The organism is Actinoplanes sp. NPDC051475 (assembly GCF_040689425.1).
In the GTDB taxonomy this organism is placed as follows: domain Bacteria; phylum Actinomycetota; class Actinomycetes; order Mycobacteriales; family Micromonosporaceae; genus Actinoplanes.
In genome coordinates this window covers 96,504-111,757 of sequence record NZ_JBFAZZ010000019.1, presented here as the reverse complement: position 1 = coordinate 111,757, position 15,254 = coordinate 96,504, and the positions used below count along the sequence as shown (strand labels likewise).

Sequence of the window (15,254 nt, the reverse complement as noted above, 5' to 3'; positions counted from 1 at the left end):
GCGGCGCCGCTCGTTGATCGGTTGACTCGCGCCCCGATCTTCCAGGAGCTGCCACCGATGCGACGCCGTCTGTTCGCCGCTGCCGCGCTGTCCTGCGCCACCCTGCTGGGGGCGATGCCCGCGGCGGCCGACCTCGCCCAACCCGCGGTGGTGTCGGCCAATCCGGTCGACACCACCCCGCACGTCCTGGACGGCACGGTGTGGGCCCTCGCCGTCGTCGGGGACACGGTGGTGGTCGGCGGCAGCTTCACCAAGGTCCAGGACAGCACGCGCAAGCTGACCTACGACCGGAAGAACGTCTTCGCGTACGGGCTCCGCGACGGCATCGTGCGCCCGTTCGCTCCCGCGGTCGACGCGCCGGTCTACGCGCTGGCGGCCGGGGCGGACAACACCGTCTACCTGGGCGGCGCCTTCAAGACCGTCAACCAGGCGGCCCAGCGCGGCGTGGCCCGGGTCTTCGTCGGCAACGGCGCCCGCGTGCCCGGCTTCGCAGCGAAGATCAACTGGGGTGACGTACGGGCGCTGACGGCCCAGGGCAGCCGCCTCTACCTCGGTGGCACCTTCAGCGCGGTCAACGGCGTCAGCCGGGTCGCGCTGGCCCGCGTCCACACCAGCTCGGGCCTGGTCGACGCCGGCTTCGACGCCAAGCTCTCCGCGCCGGGGCTGAGCCGTACCCGGGTGGAGCACTTCGACGTCTCCCCCGACGGCAAGCGCCTGATCGTCATCGGCGCCCTGCTCAAGGTCGGTACGGTCAGCCGCACGCAGATCGCCCTGTTCGACACGTCGGGCACCCGGGCGACGGTCCTGAGCTGGTACACCGACGCGTACCAGGCGGAGTGCATGAAGGGCTTCGACACGTACCTGCGGCAGGTGAAATTCTCTCCCGACGGCCGCTACTTCGTCGTGGTGTCGACGGGCCGCGCCTCCTCCCCCACGAAGCTCTGCGACTCGGCGGCGCGGTTCGAGACGACCGGCGGCGGTAAGCACAACCCGACGTGGGTGCAGCGCACCGGCGGCGACTCGCTCTACGCCGTCGCGGTCACGGGCAGCGCCGTGTACGTCGGCGGCCACCAGCGCTACCTGGACAACCCGTTCGGCAGCGACGCGAAGGGCCCCGGCCCGGGCGCGGTGGGCCGGGTGGGCATCGGGGCGCTCAACCCGGCGACGGGCCGGGCGCTGCCCTGGAACCCGAGCCTCAAGCGCAACGTGGGCGTCCGAGCGTTCCGGGCGGTGCCCGAGGGCCTGATCGTCGGCTGGGACACCGACCAGCTCGGCAGGGAGTACCACGGCCGGGTCGGCATGTTCCCGCTCGCCTGAGCCACAAAGACGGAAGGCCGGGCCCGACGGGGCCCGGCCTTTTCCATGTTCGGACTACAACAGAGCGCCTTCGTCGTGCAGCCAGTCGACGAACGAGGTCGCCACCGCGGCCCCGCAGTCGAGCATCTCCACGAGAAGTGCCTCGTGGGCTCCCGAGGCCAGCGGCACCTGCAGCTCCGCGTAGATCGGCAGCTGACCCCGTTCGGTGGGATCGCCGACGTACGCCTTGCAGAAGCGGCGGGTGTGGTTCCATTCGTTGACCACGCGGTAGGCGCGGTCGGCCCAGTCGGGCGGGACGGTCGCGTGCGGCCGGGCCCGCATCACCAGGATCTCGTCGTCCGGACCCTCGAGCGTGAACAGCACCGCGTGCCGTTCCCACATCGCCAGCAGGCTGCCGCCGCCGTCGGCGAGGAACCGGATGTCGAGCAGATCGAGGGCCTTGCCGATCCGAGTCAGGTCGACCGGGGCGACCTGTTCGGGCTCATCGATCGTGGACAGATCGGCGGAGGACATCGCCAAGCGTTCGGGCTCCCGCTGCGCCGGCACGCCGACGCGGACGCCGCGCTGCAACGCGACCTCGCCACCACTCTCGGGTTCGTTGTCTCCGGACGATCCGGGACGCCATGACCACCACGGCATCGTTGTGCACCTCACTCCCCAGCAGGTCAGCCGCCGGACGTAGCGGTGACCCGGGGGCGACGGTACCCGTACAGGTCGCGGAGGTCATCCCCTCAAAGGGAGGGCGCGACCGGACAACCGATGCAGCATCACCCTTTCGGGTGACCCCCTATGGGCATAACGGTCAATTCCCGGACCGGCTGTAGCCACGCGACTCCATATGGTGCCGAAAGTCCCACCCATCGTCCCGCTACGCACACGCGTGCTCCCGGACCGTCCACATCGGGCGTACCGAGGAAACCCATCCGGGAGACGGCCTGAACGAGCCGCTGCGGGACCGCCACCGGATCTCCCTGCGCCGGTGTGACGATCAGGGCGACGTGGTCCAGGAGGGCGTCACGGACCGCCCGCTGCCCCACCGAGCGGCCGCCGAGACCGGCGGCGGTCACCTCGCGCAGGGTGCCGGCGGCGGCGTCGGCCAGGCGGCTCAACTCGGCGGCGCCCACCGACTCGACGGCCTGGATGCCCGCGGGCGGCAGCGGCCAGCGCCACTCGGCGTCCCGGCGGCCGGGCAGTTCGCCGCCGCCGGCCGCGAGCACGGTGAGCAGGTCCCCGGCGGAGGCGGTGGCGTCACCCGGTCCGGGGCCCTCCACCTCCCGGGTGACCAGCACACCCCAGGGCACCCGGGCCCAGAGCGCGGTGCGCCCGGAGCGGCCGGAGCGCAGCCGGACCGGCAGCGAGCGGTCGAGGCGGGCGAGCCGGGCCACGAAGGCCCCGGCGTCGGCGACCCCGCGAATGCCGTGGTCACCCATGCTCATGCGTCCAGGTACGGCTTCAGGAACGCCCGCTCGGCCTCGGTCAGCCGGCGCGGGAACCCCTCGGCCAGGTTGTACGGAACACACACCGACCGGGCCCGGCTCGCGAGCACGTCGCCGTCGAACAGCTCGTACGCGACCGTGAACGACGCCGTACGCAGCTCGGAGATCCACAGGTCGATCCGGACCGGGTCGCCGTAGTCCACCGGACGCAGGTAGTCGATCTCATGGCGCGAGATCACGATGCCCTCCTCGAACGACGTGAGCCCCTGGGCCCGGGCGCCGACGAAGAACATGGCGACGCGCGCCTCCTCGTAGAGGGTGAGGAAGCGCGCGTTGTTGACGTGGCCGTACGCGTCCATGTCGGACCAGCGCACGGCCACCTCATAGGTGAATCTCTCCCTCACGATTTTCCCTTGGGTTTTCCGCCGCGGGAAGACTCAGTCACGTGTGAGCTTGCGGTAGGTCACCCGGTGCGGGCGGGCCGCGTCGGCGCCGAGCCGGTCGATCTTGTTCTTCTCGTACGCGTCGTAGTTGCCCTCGAACCAGAACCAGTTGTCCGGGTCCTCCTCGGTGCCCTCCCAGGCGAGCATGTGCGTCGCCACCCGGTCGAGGAACATCCGGTCGTGGGAGATGACCACGGCGCAGCCCGGGAACTCCAGCAGCGCGTTCTCCAGGCTCGACAGCGTCTCGACGTCGAGGTCGTTGGTCGGCTCGTCGAGCAGGATCACGTTGCCGCCGATCTTGAGCGTCATCGCGAGGTTGAGCCGGTTGCGCTCACCACCGGAGAGCACCTTGACCGGCTTCTGCTGGTCCGGGCCCTTGAAGCCGAACGCGGCCACGTAGGCGCGGCTCGGCATCTCCACCTTGCCGACCATCATGTGGTCGAGACCGTCGGAGACGACCTCCCACACGGTCTTACTGCCGTCGAGCCCGGACCGGTTCTGGTCGACGTACGACAGCTTCACCGTCTCGCCGATGCGGACCGAACCCTCGTCCGGCTTCTCCAGCCCGACGATGGTCTTGAACAGGGTGGTCTTGCCGACGCCGTTCGGGCCGATGATGCCGACGATGCCGTTGCGCGGCAGCGAGAAGGACAGGTGGTCGATGAGCACCCGGTCGTCGAAGCCCTTGACCAGGCCGTTGGCCTCGATCACCGTGTTGCCCAGGCGCGGGCCCGGCGGGATCTGGATCTCCTCGAAGTCCAGCTTTCGGGTCTTCTCCGCCTCGGTGGCCATCTCCTCGTAGCGCTCGAGGCGGGCCTTGGACTTGGTCTGGCGGGCCTTGGCGTTGGAGCGGACCCACTCGAGTTCCTCGGTGAGGCGCTTCTGCAGCTTCTGGTCCTTGCGGCCCTGCACCGCGAGGCGGGCCGCCTTCTTGTCCAGGTAGGTGGAGTAGTTGCCCTCGTACGGGTACGCCCGGCCGCGGTCCAGCTCGAGGATCCAGGTGGCCACGTTGTCCAGGAAGTACCGGTCGTGGGTGATGGCGATCACGGTGCCGGCGTACTTGGCGAGGTGCTGCTCCAGCCACTGCACGCTCTCGGCGTCCAGGTGGTTGGTGGGCTCGTCGAGCAGCAGCAGGTCGGGCGCCTCGAGCAGCAGCTTGCACAGCGCGACCCGGCGGCGCTCACCACCGGAGAGCTGGGTGACGTCCGCGTCCGGCGGCGGGCAGCGCAGGGCGTCCATCGCCAGCTCGAGCTGCGAGTCGACGTCCCATGCGTTGGAGTGGTCGAGCTCCTCCTGGAGCTTGCCCATCTCCTCCATCAGCTCGTCGGTGTAGTCGGTGGCCATCTGCTCGGCGATCTTGTTGAACCGCTCGAGCTTGGCCTTGGTCTCCGCAACGGCCTCCTCGATGTTGCCGAGGACCGTCTTTGCGTCGTTGAGCGGGGGCTCCTGGGCCAGCATGCCGACGGTGTAGCCGGGCATCAGCCGGGCCTCACCGTTGCTGACCTGGTCCACGCCCGCCATGATCTTGAGCAGACTGGACTTACCGGCGCCGTTCGGACCGACGACACCGATCTTGACCCCGGGCAGGAAGTTCAGCGTCACGTTGTCGAGCACGACCTTGTCGCCGTGCGCCTTGCGCGCCTTCTCCAAGGTGTAGATGAACTGGGCCACGGTGCGGCCTACCTCCGTGAGTTGAATTCCGGTGCCGGAATGGGAGCACAATCTTTCCAGGTCGCTCCCCGGCCGCTTACAACAACCCCGCCCGCCGCACAAGGATTCCCCGCGCGATCACTCCTCCGGCCGGACCTCGTACGTGCTCTCGTCGCCCTTGACGGTGACCCGCAGCTCGCTCCCGTTGACCGCGAACGTGTTCCCGTCGGCCGCCTTGGCGGTGTAGGTGTCGCCGTCCTGGGTCACGTCGGAGAGGAAGAGCGCGGTCTCCCCCTCGACCCACTTGGCCGCTTCCCCGCCCCGATTCGCCTGGTAGTAAAGCTTTCCGGCGGAATCGTGGCAGATCCAGACGGTCGTGCCGGTCTCGTCGGCCCGTACCCGCAGGATCTGGGTCAGCGAGTCGTCGAAGCCCAGCCGACGGGCCGTCTCCCTCATCTCCGGCGGGCAGGCGACCCCGTCGCCGTCCGCCGACCCCGGCTCCTGCGGGACGCCGGACGTGGGTGAGACCGAGGCGCCCTCATGGCGGGTGCCCAGCGCGAAGCCCGCCGACATCCCGATGATGCTCAGGAAGACGGTGGCGATGACCACAGGGAAGAACAGTGGTCGCCGCGGCGGGGGAAGATCAACGGGCAGGCTCACCGGCCAAGGATGGCACCTGTTCGCCAGACGCGGTGCCGCGGCGCCGGAACATGCCTCGGCAGGCCCCGGCTGGCTACGCACAGTAGGCTCAGCAGCGGGGAACCAGAACGACCCGGAGGTGCTCTCAGCGTGGCCGAACGAAGTTCCTTCGTCGTAGTCGCCAACCGCCTGCCCGTGGACGAGGTCATCGTCGACGGCGAGCGGCAGTGGCGCCCGAGTCCAGGGGGTCTCGTGACCGCCCTGCACCCCGTGCTGACCCAGCAGCGGGGCACGTGGATCGGGTGGGCCGGCGGGGACGGCGAAGCGCCGGAGCCGTTCGAGCTGGAAGGGATCCACATCCATCCCGTGCCGCTGAGCGCGGAGGAGCTCGAGCGCTACTACGAGGGCCAGTCCAACGCGACGATCTGGCCGCTGTATCACGACGCCGTCGAGACGCCGGTGTACAAGCGTCGCTGGCGTGAGACGTACAGGGTGGTCAACCAGCGCTTCGCCCAGGCCGCGGCGGAGGTCGCCGACGAGGGTGCGACCGTCTGGGTGCAGGACTACCAGCTGCAGCTGGTGCCGGCGATGCTCCGGGAGGTCCGCCCCGACCTGCGGATCGGCTTCTTCCTGCACATCCCGTTCCCGCCGATCGAGCTGTTCATGCAGATGCCGTTCCGCGCCGAGATCCTGCGCGGCCTGCTCGGCGCCGACCTGGTGGGCTTCCAGCAGCGCCTCGCCGCGCAGAACTTCGTCCGGCTCGCCCGGCACCTGCTCGGGTTGCGCTACGAGGGCCAGTCGATCCAGGTCGACGGCCGCAAGGTCAAGGCGGGCGCCTTCCCGATCAGCATCGACACCGCGGACATGGAACGGATGGCCGCGGACCCGAAGGTGCAGGCCCGGGCCAAGGAGATCCGTGCGGAGCTCGGCGACCCGGAGACGATCATCCTCGGCGTCGACCGGCTCGACTACACCAAGGGCATCGAGCTGCGCCTCAAGGCCTTCCGGGAGCTGCTGGCCGACGGCAGGCTCAGCGTGCCGGACGCGGTCATGGTGCAGGTCGCGACGCCGAGCCGGGAACGCGTCGAGCACTACCAGACGCTGCGTGTGAAGGTGGAGCGCGAGGTCGGCCGGATCAACGGCGAGTTCGGCAAGGTCGGCATGCCGGCCGTGCACTACCTGCACCAGTCGTACAGCAAGCAGGAACTGGCGGCCCTGTACGTCGCGGCCGACGTCATGATGGTGACGCCGCTGCGCGACGGCATGAACCTGGTCGCCAAGGAGTACGTGGCCTGCCGGTCCGACCGCGGCGGGGCGCTGGTGCTGAGCGAGTTCGCCGGCGCTGCGACGGAGCTGCGGCAGGCCTTCCTGTGCAACCCGCACGACCCGGACGGGGTCAAGGACGCGCTCCTGCGTGCCGTGGGCGCCGAGCCGTCCGAGCTCAAGCGGCGGATGCGGGTCATGCAGCGGCACCTGCGGACCCACGACGTCGCCGAGTGGGCCCGCTCGTTCCTCAAGGAGCTCGGCGCCTCGGAGCCCGGCACCGCGCCGGACCCGGAGGAGCCGGACTCAGAGAAATAGGCAGAACGGATGGCCGGCCGGGTCGAGATAGACCCGGACGTCCTCCTGCGGCTGGTAGTCGGCCCGGCCGGCCCCCGCCTTCTCGGCATGCGCGCAGGCCGCGTCGAGGTCGTCGACGCGAATGTCGAGGTGCACGCTCATCTGGGGGTCGTCGGGGCCGGCCGGCCAGACCGGGCGGACGTAGTCCTTCTCGGTCTGGAACGACAGGGCGGTCGGGCCCGCGGGTGCGCCCAGCGTCACCCAGCCCGGTTCGTCCTGCACGACGTTCCAGCCCAGCAGCCGCTGGTAGAACGCCGCGAGCTCCTGGGCGTCCGGGGCGTCCAGCGTGACCCCCGCCAGTGTCATCTGCGGTCGCTCGCTCATAGATGCGAGTTACCCATCCGTACGGTGACTATCCCAACACCGGAACGACATCCCCGATCACCACGACGGCCGGCGGCCGCAGTCCCGCGGCGGCCGTCGCCGCGGCGACCTCCCCGAGGGTGCTGCGCAGCACCCGCTGCGAGCTCGTCGAACCCTCCTGGACCACCGCGGCCGGGGTGTCGGCGGCGCGCCCCTCGGCCAGCAGCCGCTCGGCGATCCGCGGCAGGTTCTTGAGGCCCATCATGATCACCAGGGTGCCGCGCAGCCGGGCCAGCGCCGCCCAGTCCACGAGGGACTGGTCGCTCTCCGGCGGCACGTGCCCGGACACCACCGCGAACTCGTGCGCGACCCCGCGGTGGGTGACCGGGATGCCGGCCAGCGCGGCCGCGGCGATCGAACTGGTCACCCCGGGCACCACCGTCACCGGTACGCCCGCCTTGGCGCAGGCCAGCACCTCCTCGCCGCCGCGACCGAACACGAACGGGTCGCCGCCCTTGAGCCGCACCACGAACTTGCCGGCCTGCGCCCGCTCGACCAGGATCCGGTTGATCTCCTCCTGGGCCGCCGACGGCCCGTACGGGATCTTGGCGGCGTCGACGAGCTCGACGTCGGGACGCAGCTCGTCCAGCAGCATGCCGGGCACCAGCCGGTCCGCCACCACGACCTCGGCCCGGTTCAGCAGCCGGCGACCCTTGACGGTGATCAGCTCGGGGTCGCCCGGGCCGCTGCCGACCAGGAACACCTGCCCCCGCTCGGTGCGGTGGGTGAGCAACTCGTTGTTCTCCAGCGCGGCGGCGATGAGATCGCGCAACGCCATCGCGTTGCGGCGGTCACCGCCGTCGGTCACCGCGACGGTGATCTGCCCCTGCCGGGTCACCGCCGGGGTCCAGGCCGTCGCGGCGTCGCGGTCGTCCGCGCGTACGCAGAAGACGCGGCGCTCCTCGGCCGCCACACTCACCTCGGCGGCCGCGCTCGGATCGTCGACGGCGACCTGCACCAGCCAGGCACCGTCCAGATCGGACGGCTCGAACCGGCCCTCCCGCCAGCTCAGCCGGCCCGCGTCCACGTACGCCCGCAGCGCCGGCGTAAGCACAGGCGAGACGATCTCGACGCGCGCCCCGGCGGCGAGCAGGGCCGGCATGCGGCGGGTCGCCACCGCCCCGCCGCCCACGACGAGCACCCGGCGGCCGTCGAGCCGCAGTGCCAACGGGTACAGGTTCACTTCTCCGAGACCCCCGCCGAGTCGAACGTGGCCACCTCGCGCAGGACGCGGACCGCGCCGGCGACGACCGGGAGGGACAGGGCGGCGCCCGTACCCTCGCCGAGCCGCATGCCCAGGTCGAGCAGCGGGGTGAGGCCCAGGTGGGCGAGGGCGACCGAGGCACCAGGCTCGACCGAGCGGTGCCCGGCGACCATCGCGGCGACGGCGGCGGGCGCGAACGCCGCGGCCACCACCGCGGCGGAGGCGGCGATGACACCGTCGACGATCACCGGCACGCGGCGGGCCGCGGCGCCCAGGATGAAGCCGGCCAGCGCCGCGTGCTCCAGCCCGCCGACGGCGGCCAGGGTCGCGAGCGGCCGGGCCGGGTCCGGGCGGTGCAGCGCGAGCGCGCGGGTGACGACGTCGACCTTCCGCGCGTACGTCTCGTCGTCGACGCCGGTGCCGCGACCGGTCACCGCGGCCGGAGCGGCGCCGGTGAAGGCCGCGATCAGCGCCGCCGCCGGGGTGGTGTTGGCGATGCCCATGTCACCGGTGAGCAGGCACTTCGCCCCGCCGTCCACCAGCGCCCCGGCCACCGAGATGCCGGTCTCGAGGGCGGCCCGCGCCTCCTCCGGCGTCATGGCCGCGGTGACGGCCAGGTCGCGGGTGCCGCGGCGCACGTTGGCGTCCAGCAGGTTGTCGCCACCGTGCAGCGGTACGCCCACCCCGACGTCGACCACCATGAGCGAGGCGCCGACCTGCCGGGCGAACGCGTTGATCACGGCTCCGCCGGCGAGGAAGTTCGCCACCATCTGCGCGGTGACCTCCTGCGGCCACGGCGTGACGCCCTGGGCGTGCACCCCGTGGTCCCCGGCGAAGACCGCGATGGCGGCCGGCTCCGGCATCGGCGGCGGGCAGGTCCCGGCCAGGCCGGACAGGCGTACGGACAGCTCCTCGAGCACGCCCAGCGAGCCGGCCGGCTTGGTCAGCCGCGACTGCAGGTCACGGGCGGCGGCCATGGCCGGCTCATCGGCGGGCCCGATGGCGGCGAGGGTCGTCTCCAGGGTCACTGGCGCTCCTTCAGCACGTCGGTCAGCGTCGCGAGGAACGCGTCGCTGGTGGCAGTGTCGCGCACGGCGACTCGCAGCCAGTCGGCACCCAGCCCCGGAAAGGTGTCGCCGCGCCTGACCGCGTACCCGCGTCTGCGCAGTTCAAGGCGCACCTGGCCGGCGCCGGGAAGGCGCAGCGCGACGAAGGCAGCGGCCGGATCGCCCGCGACAGTGACATCCGGCACGCCACGCAACCCGGCAACCAGGTGATCACGCTCGGCGGCGAGGGCCGCGGCGATCCCGCGCTCGGCGGCGACGGCCACCGGCGACGCGCACGCCTCGGCCGCGGCCAGGGCCGGGGTCGACACCGCCCAGAGCGGCTGGGCGGCGGCGAGGCGGGTGATCAGATCCGGCCCGGCGAGGGCGTAGCCGATCCGCAGGCCCGCCAGCCCCCAGGTCTTGGTGAGGCTGCGCAGCACGATGAGGCCCGGCAGGTCGCGGCGGCCGGCGAGCGACTCCGGCTCGCCGTCGACGCCCGTGCGCCAGGTGGTGTCGGAGAACGCCTCGTCGACGACCAGGACCCGGCCGGGCCGCGCGAGTTCGGCGACGTCCTCAGCCGGGTGCAGGACGGAGGTGGGATTGGTCGGGTTGCCCACGAAGACCAGGTCGGCATCGTCGGGCACCAACGCCGGATCCAGGCGGAACCCGTCCTGCTCGCGCAGCACGACCCGCCCGACCTCGTGGCCAGCGTTGCGCAGCGCCGCCTCGGGCTCGGTGAACTGCGGATGCACGACGACCGGGTGCCGCGCGGCGATCGCCCGGGCGATCAGCACGAAGGCCTGAGCGGCACCGGCCGTCAGGAGCACCTCCCGCAGGTCCCGGCCGTGGCGGCGGGCGACGGCCTCGGTGGCACGCGTCGCGTCGGGATAGGCGGCGAGATCGGTGAGCGTGGCCGCGATCGGATCGGCGAGCCAGGCGGGCATCGGCTGCCGCCGTACGTTGACGGCCAGGTCCACCAGGCCCGGTGCCACCTCGGCGTCGCCGTGGTGGTGCAGATCCATCTCCACCCCGCCAGCATGCCGGATCGGAAACCGGCGGCCACTTCGGCCGTTCCGTCGGGACATGAGCGGTTTTGTCATACCTTCGAAGGGTGACGAAGACCGGACTCGCCAAAGCTGGACGGCTCGCCCCGCTCATCCGGGCCGGACTCATCGCCGGGCTCGCCATCGCCGGCCTGATCTTCCCCCTGGTCGCCCTCGCCGGCGTCCAGGCGAAGAACGGGGCCGACGCGCTGCAGAGCATGCCCGAACAGCTCTCGGTCGTCCCGTCAGCGCAGACCACCTACGTGTACGCGAACGACGGCAAGACGCTGCTCACCATGTTCTACGAGGAGCACCGCAAGCCGACCAAGATCGATGACATGTCGCCGTACATCCTCAAGGCGATCGTGGCCTCGGAGGACACCCGGTTCTACGAGCACAACGGCGTCGACCCCAAGGGAGTGGCCCGCGCCTTCGTCGCCAACCAGCAGGCCGGCGGCGTCTCCCAGGGCGCATCGACGCTGACCATGCAGTACGTCCGCATGGCGCTGCGCGACGGGGCCAAGACGCCCAAGGAGGCCCTCGAGGCCACCGAGCAGACCACCGCGCGCAAGCTGCGGGAGATGCGCCTCGCCATCGAGCTCGAGCAGCGCGTGTCGAAGGAGGAGATCCTCCAGCGGTACCTGAACTCGGCGTACTTCGGGCACCGGGCGTACGGGATCTTCGCGGCGTCGGAGGTGTTCTTCTCCAAGACGCCCAAGACGCTGTCGCTGACCGAGGCGGCCACCCTCGCCGGGCTGGTCAAGGCGCCCTCGGCGTACGACCCGGCCGTCAACGACCAGACGGCGGCGACCGAGCGGCGCAACTACGTCATCGACCAGATGGTCAAGATGGGCACGATCAGCGAGGAGAAGGCCCGGTCCGCCAAGAAGTCGAAGATCAGGCTCAAGCTGACGAGCCCGCCCAACGACTGCGTCTCGGTGCCGAAGGAGCACAACGACTGGGGGTTCTTCTGCGACTACCTCCGCAACTGGTGGATGGAGCAGCCGGCCTTCGGTGCCAACGCCCAGGAACGCCTCGAGAACCTGCGCCGCGGCGGCTACAAGGTCGTGACCACCATCGACCCGAAGATCCAGGCGTCGGCGATCGAGCACGTCCTCGACAAGGAGAAGAAGAAGAGCGTCTACGCCCACGGCGAGGTGGTCATCGAACCAGGCACCGGCCGCATCAAGGCCATGGCCGTCAACCGCCGCTACTCGCTCGACCAGCGGAAGAACGGCGAGCACAGCGACCGCCGCCTGCGCGACAAGGTCCGCGGCAACTACCCCAACACGGTCAACCCGCTCCTCGGCGGCGGCGACATGGCGGGCTACCAGGCCGGCTCCACCTTCAAGATCTTCACCATGCTGGCGGCCCTGGACGAGGGCATGCCCCTCGACACGGCTTTCAACGCTCCCCAGCGGTACGTCTCCAGGTACATCACCGCCCCGGGCCCGGCCACCTGCGGCATCCACTGGTGCCCGAAGAACTCCAGCGCCTCGATGAGCGGCCGCCAGACCATGTGGAGCGGCTTCGGCAAGTCGGTCAACACGTACTGGGTGCAGGTGGAGCAGAAGGTCGGCGCGGAGAAGGCGGTCCGGATGGCGGAGCGGCTCGGCCTGAAGTGGCGTACGGAGATCGACAAGATGCTCGCCACCCCGGAGCACGCGAACGGCTGGGGCGCCTTCACCCTCGGCGTGAGCGACGCGACCCCGATCGAGATGGCCAACGTCTTCGCCACCCTCGCGGCGGAGGGCAAGTACTGCGAGCCGATCCCGGTCCGAATGATCAACACCCGCGACGGCGCGAGCCTGGAATACAAGGGCAAGAAGGTCGCCGGCCCCCGCTGCCACCAGGCGCTGCGCCCGGCGGTGGCCCAGGCGGCGACGGACGCGGCCCGCTGCGTGACGGGCTACGGCGCGGCGAAGGGATCATGCGGTGGCTGGGAGACCTCGCCGATGGTCCACGCCACCCTGCAGCGGCCGGTGGCGGGCAAGAGCGGCACGACGGACAGCAACCGGAGCGCCTGGTTCTGCGGCTTCACCCCGCAGCTGGCGGCGGCGGCCTTCGTGGCCGATCCCGACAACCCGGACAACACCGTGGGGACCAGCCGGGGGACGATCTCGAAGTACACCGTGGCGGAGACGTTGAAGGATGCGCTGAAGGGGCTGCCGAAGGCGAAGTTCAATCCGCCTCCGGACGAGATGGTGCACGGGGGCTGAACCTTTCTCCGATCAGTGGGGTGCGGTGACGGGGCGCCAGTGCGGGTCGCGGCCCGCCAGCCCGACCGCCTGCTCCAGCAGGGTGGCCTCGTCGTCCACGGGGACGACCGGGCCGAACAGCCCGGGCGTGCCCTGCTCCGGGCCCTGGGACAGGAACTCGATGAGGTGCTCGAGGGTGCGGGGATCGGCCGCATACTCCTGACCTGTGGCTCGTGCCAGGTCCCAGCCGTGCATGATGAGCTCGTTGATCGCCACGGTGCCCATGGCGGCGGCCGGCATGGTGACGCCGCCCGCTCGGGCCGTGCCTTCCCAGGCCGTGGGTTGTTTCCAGGCTGTCGCGAGGTCTTCGAGGACGACCGGGAGGCGGCTGCGCCAGTGGCGGTTGAGGTTGGCCGCCGAGGGCTGGGGTGGGGCGGAATCGGTGCCGGGGGCGTCGGTCTTCTTCTGGGCCGCCTGGGTGAACGCCCAGCAGAGGCCCATCAGGTGATCGAGCAGGTCGCCGACGGTCCAGCCGGGGCACGGCGTCGGCGCGGTGAGATGGCCATCGGTGATGCCGAACAGCAGGGACCGGATCTGACGGACCGGCGGGTCGAAATCGAGCGGCACACGATCAGCCACGGTCGTTCTCCCTTCTCGCGGACCCCCTCACCGTAAGGCCAGGCTGCGACTATTGCCGGGCGGCGTGTCGTGCGGCGACACGCCGCGTCCGCCGGGCATCATCGAGCCGGTGCGCGCGAGGGCGGTCGCGAGGCTTGGTGTCACCGGGCTCGTGTGGCCGTACCCATCAAGATTTTGGAAGTGTCACGGCCGTGAGTGACAACGTGGCCTCGCCCGGATCGTCCTCTCGCGGAGCCGGCGGGCTTTCCGGCATCCCGCCCTGCACCGGTACGGACGGCAGCGCGGTCGCCGCCACCAGACGCCGCGCGATCTCCGGAGCGCCGGCCCAATGCAGGCCGAGCTGCGACGCGTGCACCTGCCGCCACACGAAGCCTTCCGGGTTGCCGCCGGACCATGTCCACGCCGGAACCTGACCCGCACGCGGCGTCACGATCGCCCGGTGCTGCTTGTAGCCGGTGATCCGCGCCCCGGCCGGAGCGAGAGGCGAGGTGGCCGGCGCTGTCGCCTCGCGGTACCCGGCCACGGTTTGCGTGCCCGTCGTCGCGGATGCGTCCAGGACGCCGCACATCGGCCGGCCGTCGAAGTCCCGGGCCAGCCACGGCAGTCCGACGCCTTCCGCGACGATCGGGCCGCCCTCGTGGGCGAGCTGGGCGACGGCCGCGCAGAGGCGCCGGTTCGCCGAGAGCTCCTCCGCGTAGCCCTCGGGGAGACCGGCGCCGATCATCAGGGCCCGGGTGCCGGGTGGAAGCGTCTCGTCGCGCAGCGGGTCGACCACGGCGACGTCCGCCCCGGCGGCCACCAGCAGCTCCGCCGTCTCGACGTACGTGTAGGGCGCGCCCGGCCCGCCCGCCAGCGCGATCACCGGGCGGGTCTCGAACGGGACCGGAGGTTCACCGGTCGCCTCGGCCAGGGCGTCCGCCGGCGACCAGGCCGTGCCCGGCAGCGCGGGCGCGGTGTCCGCCAGGGCCATGATGCGGTCCAGGTCGAGCGCTCCCGCGACGGATTCGCCCAGGCGGCGGACGGCACGGACGGCTTCGACCGTACGGTGGGCGACCGGCACCGGGCCCTGGGCACGCGCCGGCAGAACCGCGGGAAGGTCGCCGCGACGCAGCGCGCCGAGCACGGGCATACCGATGTCGTCCAGCGCGGTACGCAGCATCTCCTCGTGCCGCGGCGACGCGACCCGGTTGAGCACGACGCCGCCGAGGTGCACCATCTCGTCGAACATCCGGAAGCCGTGCACGAGCGCCGCCAGCGAATGTCCCATCGCGGCGACGTCGACGATCAACAGGACCGGCGCGCGCAGGGCGGCCGCGACCGCGGCGGTGCCGTCGATCTCGGGCTGGCCGGTGAGGCTGTCGAACAGGCCCATCGCGCCCTCGATGACCGAGAACTGCGCCCCGGCCGCGCCGTGGGCGAACAGCGGCGCGATGCGCTGGGCGCCCACCAGGCGAGGGTCGAGGTTGCGGCCCGGCCGGCCGGCGGCCAGACCCAGGTACGCCGCGTCGGTGTGGTCCGGCCCGACCTTGAAACCGGCCGCGGGAATCCCCCGGGCGGCACACGCCGCCAGCAACCCCACAGCGATCGCTGTCTTGCCGTGCCCGGACGAGGGGGCGCTCACCACCAGACGTGATGGCGTGGTCATCAATGGCTCCC

The 15,254-nt window shown here is 71.4% G+C and carries 14 protein-coding genes; 3 read left to right on the top strand and 11 right to left on the bottom strand.

The features are described from left to right. Window positions 1-57 precede the first annotated feature (57 nt). Window positions 58-1,317 (top strand): PKD domain containing protein, encoded by a 1,260-nt coding sequence (locus AB0368_RS32095; RefSeq protein WP_366157762.1) that lies wholly within the window; start codon window positions 58-60, stop codon window positions 1,315-1,317. 54 nt (window positions 1,318-1,371) lie between these two features. Here the strand turns inward: AB0368_RS32095 and AB0368_RS32090 are convergent, their stop codons facing one another. The 5 genes from AB0368_RS32090 to AB0368_RS32070 all read right to left on the bottom strand — a co-directional run bounded on the left by AB0368_RS32090 (window position 1,372) and on the right by AB0368_RS32070 (window position 5,506). Further along, window positions 1,372-1,956: a YbjN domain-containing protein gene (locus tag AB0368_RS32090; RefSeq protein ID WP_366157761.1), complete on the bottom strand. Its 585-nt coding sequence runs from the start codon at window positions 1,954-1,956 to the stop codon at window positions 1,372-1,374. A 128-nt stretch (window positions 1,957-2,084) separates the two neighbouring features. Further along, window positions 2,085-2,747: a hypothetical protein gene (locus AB0368_RS32085; RefSeq protein ID WP_366157798.1), complete on the bottom strand. Its 663-nt coding sequence runs from the start codon at window positions 2,745-2,747 to the stop codon at window positions 2,085-2,087. 2 nt (window positions 2,748-2,749) lie between these two features. After that, window positions 2,750-3,157, bottom strand: coding sequence for a thioesterase family protein (locus tag AB0368_RS32080; RefSeq protein WP_366157760.1), 408 nt, complete (start codon window positions 3,155-3,157; stop codon window positions 2,750-2,752). 33 nt (window positions 3,158-3,190) lie between these two features. Continuing rightward, window positions 3,191-4,867, bottom strand: coding sequence for an energy-dependent translational throttle protein EttA (gene ettA / locus AB0368_RS32075; RefSeq protein ID WP_366157759.1), 1,677 nt, complete (start codon window positions 4,865-4,867; stop codon window positions 3,191-3,193). Window positions 4,868-4,984: 117 nt separating this feature from the next. Then, window positions 4,985-5,506: a hypothetical protein gene (locus AB0368_RS32070; protein WP_366157757.1), complete on the bottom strand. Its 522-nt coding sequence runs from the start codon at window positions 5,504-5,506 to the stop codon at window positions 4,985-4,987. Between the two features lie 129 nt (window positions 5,507-5,635). Between AB0368_RS32070 and AB0368_RS32065 the strand changes: the two genes are divergently transcribed. Then, window positions 5,636-7,066 carry a trehalose-6-phosphate synthase gene (locus AB0368_RS32065; protein WP_366157756.1) on the top strand — a complete coding sequence of 477 codons (1,431 nt, stop codon included), beginning with the start codon at window positions 5,636-5,638 and terminating at the stop codon, window positions 7,064-7,066. Here the strand turns inward: AB0368_RS32065 and AB0368_RS32060 are convergent. From AB0368_RS32060 to cobC, 4 genes are read right to left on the bottom strand one after another with little or no spacing between them, the layout of a single operon-like run. Then, window positions 7,055-7,429, bottom strand: a complete 375-nt coding sequence (locus AB0368_RS32060) for a VOC family protein (protein ID WP_366157755.1) — start codon at window positions 7,427-7,429, stop codon at window positions 7,055-7,057. The genes AB0368_RS32065 and AB0368_RS32060 overlap by 12 nt on opposite strands. A 28-nt stretch (window positions 7,430-7,457) precedes the next feature. Continuing rightward, window positions 7,458-8,651 (bottom strand): uroporphyrinogen-III C-methyltransferase, encoded by a 1,194-nt coding sequence (gene cobA, locus AB0368_RS32055; protein ID WP_366157754.1) that lies wholly within the window; start codon window positions 8,649-8,651, stop codon window positions 7,458-7,460. Continuing rightward, window positions 8,648-9,700 (bottom strand): nicotinate-nucleotide--dimethylbenzimidazole phosphoribosyltransferase, encoded by a 1,053-nt coding sequence (gene cobT, locus AB0368_RS32050; RefSeq protein ID WP_366157753.1) that lies wholly within the window; start codon window positions 9,698-9,700, stop codon window positions 8,648-8,650. The genes cobA and cobT overlap by 4 nt, the downstream gene beginning before the upstream one ends. Beyond that, window positions 9,697-10,740: an Rv2231c family pyridoxal phosphate-dependent protein CobC gene (cobC, locus tag AB0368_RS32045; protein WP_366157797.1), complete on the bottom strand. Its 1,044-nt coding sequence runs from the start codon at window positions 10,738-10,740 to the stop codon at window positions 9,697-9,699. Before cobC ends, cobT begins: the two co-directional genes overlap by 4 nt. Before the next feature lie 89 nt (window positions 10,741-10,829). Here cobC and AB0368_RS32040 point away from each other — a divergent pair, with 89 nt between their 5' ends. Next, window positions 10,830-12,980 (top strand): transglycosylase domain-containing protein, encoded by a 2,151-nt coding sequence (locus AB0368_RS32040; RefSeq protein WP_366157752.1) that lies wholly within the window; start codon window positions 10,830-10,832, stop codon window positions 12,978-12,980. A gap of 12 nt (window positions 12,981-12,992) precedes the next feature. Here the strand turns inward: AB0368_RS32040 and AB0368_RS32035 are convergent, their stop codons facing one another. Both AB0368_RS32035 and AB0368_RS32030 read right to left on the bottom strand, forming a co-directional pair. Further along, window positions 12,993-13,598 carry a TIGR03086 family metal-binding protein gene (locus tag AB0368_RS32035; protein WP_366157751.1) on the bottom strand — a complete coding sequence of 202 codons (606 nt, stop codon included), beginning with the start codon at window positions 13,596-13,598 and terminating at the stop codon, window positions 12,993-12,995. A 166-nt stretch (window positions 13,599-13,764) separates the two neighbouring features. Next, on the bottom strand, window positions 13,765-15,243 hold the full coding sequence (locus AB0368_RS32030; RefSeq protein WP_366157750.1) for a cobyrinate a,c-diamide synthase: 1,479 nt from the start codon (window positions 15,241-15,243) through the stop codon (window positions 13,765-13,767). Window positions 15,244-15,254 lie beyond the last annotated feature (11 nt).

Excerpts from the sequence above, each read along its gene's own strand:
- AB0368_RS32095 (WP_366157762.1), top strand. The coding sequence starts at position 58 with ATGCGACGCCGTCTGTTCGCCGCTGCCGCGCTGTCCTGCGCCACCCTG.
- AB0368_RS32090 (WP_366157761.1), bottom strand. The coding sequence starts at position 1,956 with ATGCCGTGGTGGTCATGGCGTCCCGGATCGTCCGGAGACAACGAACCC.
- AB0368_RS32085 (WP_366157798.1), bottom strand. The coding sequence starts at position 2,747 with ATGGGTGACCACGGCATTCGCGGGGTCGCCGACGCCGGGGCCTTCGTG.
- AB0368_RS32060 (WP_366157755.1), bottom strand. The coding sequence starts at position 7,429 with ATGAGCGAGCGACCGCAGATGACACTGGCGGGGGTCACGCTGGACGCC.
- cobC (WP_366157797.1), bottom strand. The coding sequence starts at position 10,740 with ATGGATCTGCACCACCACGGCGACGCCGAGGTGGCACCGGGCCTGGTG.
- AB0368_RS32030 (WP_366157750.1), bottom strand. The coding sequence starts at position 15,243 with ATGACCACGCCATCACGTCTGGTGGTGAGCGCCCCCTCGTCCGGGCAC.